At 52.5% G+C, this 4,897-nt stretch carries 5 protein-coding genes, 1 other RNA gene and 1 pseudogene; 2 read left to right on the forward strand and 5 right to left on the reverse strand.

Annotation, left to right across the window (positions count from 1 at the left end; genetic code table 11):
• Positions 1–96: 96 nt before the first annotated feature.
• The 5 genes from DBY90_RS12315 to DBY90_RS13440 all read right to left on the reverse strand — a co-directional run bounded on the left by DBY90_RS12315 (position 97) and on the right by DBY90_RS13440 (position 4,150).
• The gene (locus tag DBY90_RS12315; RefSeq protein WP_107986413.1) at positions 97–447 is read right to left on the reverse strand and encodes a helix-turn-helix domain-containing protein; all 351 of its coding nucleotides are present in this window, start codon (positions 445–447) and stop codon (positions 97–99) included.
• A gap of 101 nt (positions 448–548) precedes the next feature.
• Positions 549–965 carry a nuclear transport factor 2 family protein gene (locus DBY90_RS12325; RefSeq protein ID WP_070440315.1) on the reverse strand — a complete coding sequence of 139 codons (417 nt, stop codon included), beginning with the start codon at positions 963–965 and terminating at the stop codon, positions 549–551.
• Positions 966–1,001: 36 nt separating this feature from the next.
• Positions 1,002–1,898 carry a polyprenyl synthetase family protein gene (locus DBY90_RS12330; RefSeq protein WP_070490782.1) on the reverse strand — a complete coding sequence of 299 codons (897 nt, stop codon included), beginning with the start codon at positions 1,896–1,898 and terminating at the stop codon, positions 1,002–1,004.
• Positions 1,882–2,109, reverse strand: a complete 228-nt coding sequence (locus DBY90_RS12335; RefSeq protein WP_107987325.1) for an exodeoxyribonuclease VII small subunit — start codon at positions 2,107–2,109, stop codon at positions 1,882–1,884. Before DBY90_RS12335 ends, DBY90_RS12330 begins: the two co-directional genes overlap by 17 nt.
• A 133-nt stretch (positions 2,110–2,242) precedes the next feature.
• Positions 2,243–4,150, reverse strand: a complete 1,908-nt coding sequence (locus DBY90_RS13440; RefSeq protein WP_107987327.1) for a transferrin-binding protein-like solute binding protein — start codon at positions 4,148–4,150, stop codon at positions 2,243–2,245.
• Between the two features lie 215 nt (positions 4,151–4,365).
• Between DBY90_RS13440 and rnpB the strand changes: the two genes are divergently transcribed.
• Positions 4,366–4,727, forward strand: an RNA gene (gene rnpB, locus DBY90_RS12345) — RNase P RNA component class A.
• A pseudogene (locus DBY90_RS13445) lies at positions 4,725–4,897 on the forward strand (helix-turn-helix domain-containing protein); the annotation flags it as partial. The gene rnpB and the pseudogene DBY90_RS13445, both read left to right, overlap by 3 nt.

A 4,897-nucleotide genomic window follows, 5' to 3' on the forward strand; every position in this document is an offset into this window, starting at 1 on the left:
CTGCGTCGGGGTCAGGCCGGTCTTGGTGGTGGTAGTAAAAGCTGCTTTTGGGCAGGTTTGCGATGTGCAGCAGGTATTTGAGCGGGTGTTGCGCCCTCAGTGTTTGGACGGTTTGGCTTTGTCCTTTGCGGTCCGCTTTTGGCTGAGGGCTTTTAACTCCTTTAGATAGGCAACCTTTGCGCGCATATAGCACAACTCTTCGATAAGCTCTGCCTGTGTTTTTTCGTGGTCGGGTTTGTCGGCGATAAAGGGGTTTTTGCGGTGGTCGGTCATGGTTTTGGATTGGGGATGTTCGAGTGCGCCGATGCCGCCTTCTTGATAGGCGCGTATCCACCGTCGCAGGTGGGTTCGGGAAATGCCGTAATGATCTGCGGTACGCTGTTGGCTGCGTATGTGCAGGTAGTGGAGTACGGCTTGGTATTTGAAGTGTAATGTATATTTGCTCATAAAAAAACTGCACCTTGTGAGTTGGAGGGGATGTCCAACTTTTGGGGTGCAGTTCAAACCTATTTTTGGGGGTTCAGACGACCTCTTCTTCTTTTCGCGGATTATTCCGCCGCACGGTTCAGTGCCGAACGAATCAGCATCTGCGTGCCGAACCAGCCCCAGTAAATGCGGTGATGGACAATTTTTCCACCGGCAATCTGCATGAGTTCCAAAATATCCACTTGATCGCCGCCGGGCGTTTCGCGCGGGTATTCCCAAACCAGCGTGTCCCCCGTCGTGAAATGCGTGCCGTTGCGATACCAGCGTACCAATTCATTCGGTCGGCGGCGCGTTCCTTCTTCTAAAAAAGCAAGGATGTCGGCTTTGCCTCGCAAAATGCCGCTTTGCCGCTGCATGATAAGGGGGACGAGCGGGCTTTCGAAAACGGCGTTGTCGTCATACAGGCCGATCAGTCGGGTGGTGTCGCGGTTTTTGGCAAATTCGTGCCAATCGTTGTAAATGCGTTCGAAATCGTTCATGGGAGTCATTTTTCGGTCAGGTTGTTTGCCGGAGCCCTAATTTTTCCGCGCAGTAACAAATTCCGCCAAGAGCCGCAAATGCAGGGCTTTTGCGCCGAAGGGTTCGAGCAGGGCGGCGGCTTCGGCAGTCAGGGTTTCGGCGTAGGCGCGGGCAGCCTGCAGACCCATCAGTTTGACATAGGTTGGTTTGTCGTTGTCGCTGTCTTTGCCGGCGGTTTTGCCCAAGGTGGCGGTGTCGGCTTCGCAATCCAACACGTCGTCGATGACTTGGAACGCCAAGCCGAGTTTGGCGGCGTAGCTATCTAAGGTGCGGACGTCGTCTGAATCCAAATCGGGGCAGGCAAGCGCGCCCAATACGACGGCGGCGCGGATGAGGGCGCCGGTTTTGAGGCTATGCATCTGTTCCAACTGCGCCTGATTCATGGCTTTGCCGACGTTGGCAAGGTCGATGGCTTGTCCGCCCGCCATGCCGAGGCTGCCGGATGCTTTGGTAAGCGTGGACAACATGGCGATTTGGCGTTCGGCGGGCAGTCCGGTCGGACGGCTCAATACGTCGAAGGCTTGGGTTTGCAGCGCGTCGCCGACCAAAAGGGCGGTGGCTTCGTCGTATTTCACATGGCAGGTCGGTTTGCCGCGCCGCAGGCTGTCGTTGTCCATGGCGGGCATATCGTCGTGTACCAAGGAATAGACGTGCACCATTTCAATCGCCGCCATGGCTTGTTCGACGGCGTTTTGGTCGGCATCGCCCAATTCGGACGCGGCGAGCACCAAGAGCGGGCGCAGACGTTTGCCACCGCCGAGGGTAACGTAACGCATGGCTTCGTGCAGCGTGTGCGGCACTTGGTTTTCAGACGGCAGGAAACGCTCCAGCAGCAATTCGGTCTGCGCTTGGGCTTTTTGCTGCCATGCTTTCAATTCATTCGCTGGGTTCAAGGTTCAGCTCCTTCAGTTCGCCCGCGTCCAATACTTGCAGCTTTTGTTCGACTTCCGCCAGCTTGGTTTGGCAGTATCTGACCAGCTCGTTGCCTTCCTGATAGGCTGCCAGAGCGTCTTCCAGCGGCATTTCGCTGCTTTGCATGGACTGGGTCAGGGTTTCGAGGCGGGCGAGGGCTTCTTCAAAGGATTTTGGGGCTTTTTTCATGATGATGCGGGCAAAAAATCAAAGCGGTATTGTAGCATTTTATGGGCTGCTTCTTGACCGGGAACGGAAAAAGGTCGTCTGAAAACCTGATTTCCAAGTTTTCAGACGACCTCTTGAGCTGATGATGCGGTAAAAATCAGTCTTTCAGCATGGCGGCGCCGAACGTACCGCTCTTGCCTTCGCTCGGATGGTCGAAGCGGCCGGCCATTTCTTCCGCCTGCGGACCGAGGAAAATGCCCGACATACTGTTTTTAGTTGTCGCGTCCACATAAACAAAACGGTTACCGGCAATATTGGCTTGGAGCATTACGGGGTTAAAACGTCCTTCTGCCGAATAAACGCCGCCGGTCAGCGATTTTTCACCAAAATCAACATTGAACAGGGATGAGCCGACCGTGTTAATGTTGGATACGTCATTGTAGAACGCATTGCCTTGGTAGATAGCCGAACCGGTTTGCGGCATGGCTTCGACAGGCGTCATCAGACCTTGGTAGAACACCAGGGATGAATTGAGCTCGCCGTTTTCCTTTTTGCTTCCGTAAAAACCGTAATGGCCGTATTGCAGATGCGTGCCGATGGCGCGGATAATTTTGTTATCCGATAAGGACAGCATACCGTTTGCCGCGTCAAATGTTTGTGGCAGCAGGTTGATTTTTTGTCCGTTGACTTCGAGGACATCAGGATTACCCACTCTGTTAATCACTTTGTTATCGGCACCGTCAATCGACAACATGGTGTAAAAACCGCCGATTGATTGCATAGCCGGAGCAACCTCCGCTTTTGGGGTAACTTCTTCAGCGGCTTTATGCTCTGCTTCAGCTTTAGCGGCTTCTTCCGCAGCTTTGCGCTCGGCTTCGGCTTTAGCTTTGGCGGCTTCTTCGGCAGCTTTGCGCTCGGCTTCAGCTTTAGCTTTGGCGGCTTCTTCAGCGGCCTTGCGTTCTTCTTCAGCTTTAACTTTTGTAGCTTCCTCAGCAGCTTTACGTTCAGCTTCGGCTTTAGCTTTAGCAGCCTCTTCGGCCGCTTTACGTTCGGCTTCAGCTTTAGCTTTGGCAGCCTCTTCGGCCGCTTTACGTTCGGCTTCAGCTTTGGCTTTGGCAGCTTCTTCCGCAGCTTTTCGTTCCGCCTCAGCCTTGGCTTTAGCTTTGGCAGCTTCTTCGGCAGCTTTGCGCTCGGCTTCAGCTTTGGCTTTAGCGGCTTCTTCTGCCGCTTTACGTTCCGCTTCAGCCTTGGCTTTTGCAGCTTCTTCGGCAGCTTTACGTTCAGCCTCTGCCTTGGCTTTAGCTTTAGCAGCCTCTTCGGCAGCTTTACGTTCCGCTTCGGCTTTAGCTTTAGCGGCTTCTTCAGCGGCTTTGCGCTCGGCTTCAGCTTTAGCTTTGGCAGCTTCCTCAGCCGCTTTGCGTTCAGTTTCAGCTTTGGCTTTAGCGGCTTCTTCAGCGGCTTTACGCTCGGCTTCAGCTTTGGCTTTGGCAGCTTCTTCAGCGGCTTTACGCTCGGCTTCAGCTTTGGCTTTGGCAGCTTCTTCAGCGGCTTTACGCTCGGCTTCAGCTTTGGCTTTGGCAGCTTCTTCAGCGGCTTTACGTTCTTCTTCAGCTTTCGCTTTTGCAGCTTTTTCAGCGGCTTTGCGCTCGGCTTCGGCTTTAGCTTCGGCAGCTTCCTCAGCCGCTTTACGTTCTTCTTCAGCTTTGGCTTTTGCAGCTTTTTCAGCGACTTTTCGTTCAGCTTCGGCTTTGTCGTTGCTATCCGCTTTTACGTCTTGATTCTGGTTTTCAGACGACGTTTGTGTTGAATTTACGGAATTTTCTACTTCTTTATGAATATTTTCTTCAGATGCTTCTAAAGCATTATTTGCATCGGCTTGATTACCGGCAGGAGAGGTTGCCGTTCTTTCCGTTTGTCCGGATGGATTCGGAATATTGCCCGGTTGGACAATCGGATAAGTCGGGGTTGGCGCGACAGACGGTGTACCGCCTCCGCCACCCCCTCCACAGGCTGTTAATATCGAAACGGCAATACAGGATAAAATATGGGGGTAAGGTGTTTTCATCGCAATGTTCTCAATTTAAAGTAGTTATGTGAAAATCATTCTATGCGTGTTTCATTTTTATGTCATCTGATTTTTGTGACGAACGGTATCATTTTTAGTTAAACGGTTTATTTTATTTGCATTTTTTTAGTGTAAAATATGCAAAAAGCGTGATAAATGGTCGTTTTTTATACTCAAACGGTATGTTTTTATTGTGTTATAATCCGCGCTTCATACAGGTCGGACAGACAGTCGCCGCGTATCGCGTAAGGCATACGGGGAGGAAAGTCCGGGCTCCGCAGAGCAGGATGCCGGCTAACGGCCGGGCGCGGAAACGCGACGGAAAGTGGAACAGAAAGCAATACCGCCGACGGCCGCCTTCGGGCGGAACGGGTAAGGGTGAAAAGGTGCGGTAAGAGCGCACCGTGCACTTGGTAACAAGGCGCAGCAGGCTAAACCCCATCCGGAGCAAGACCAAACAGAACGCATTGACGCTGCTCGCCGAGCGTTCGGGTAGGTTGCTGGAGTGCATCAGTAATGGTGTGCCTAGAGGAATGACTGTCCGAGACAGAACCCGGCTTACCGTCCGGCCTGTATGTCCCGATTATCAAAAAGGTCGTCTGAAAACAGAATTCTGTTTTTGAACTGCACCCCAAAAGTTGGACATCCCCTCCAACTCACAAGGTGCAGTTTTTTTATGAGCAAATATACATTACACTTCAAATACCAAGCCGTACTCCACTACCTGCACATACGCAGCCAACAGCG

Origin of the sequence: Neisseria mucosa, assembly GCF_003044445.1 — a bacterium.
Taxonomy (GTDB): Bacteria; Pseudomonadota; Gammaproteobacteria; order Burkholderiales; family Neisseriaceae; genus Neisseria; species Neisseria mucosa_A.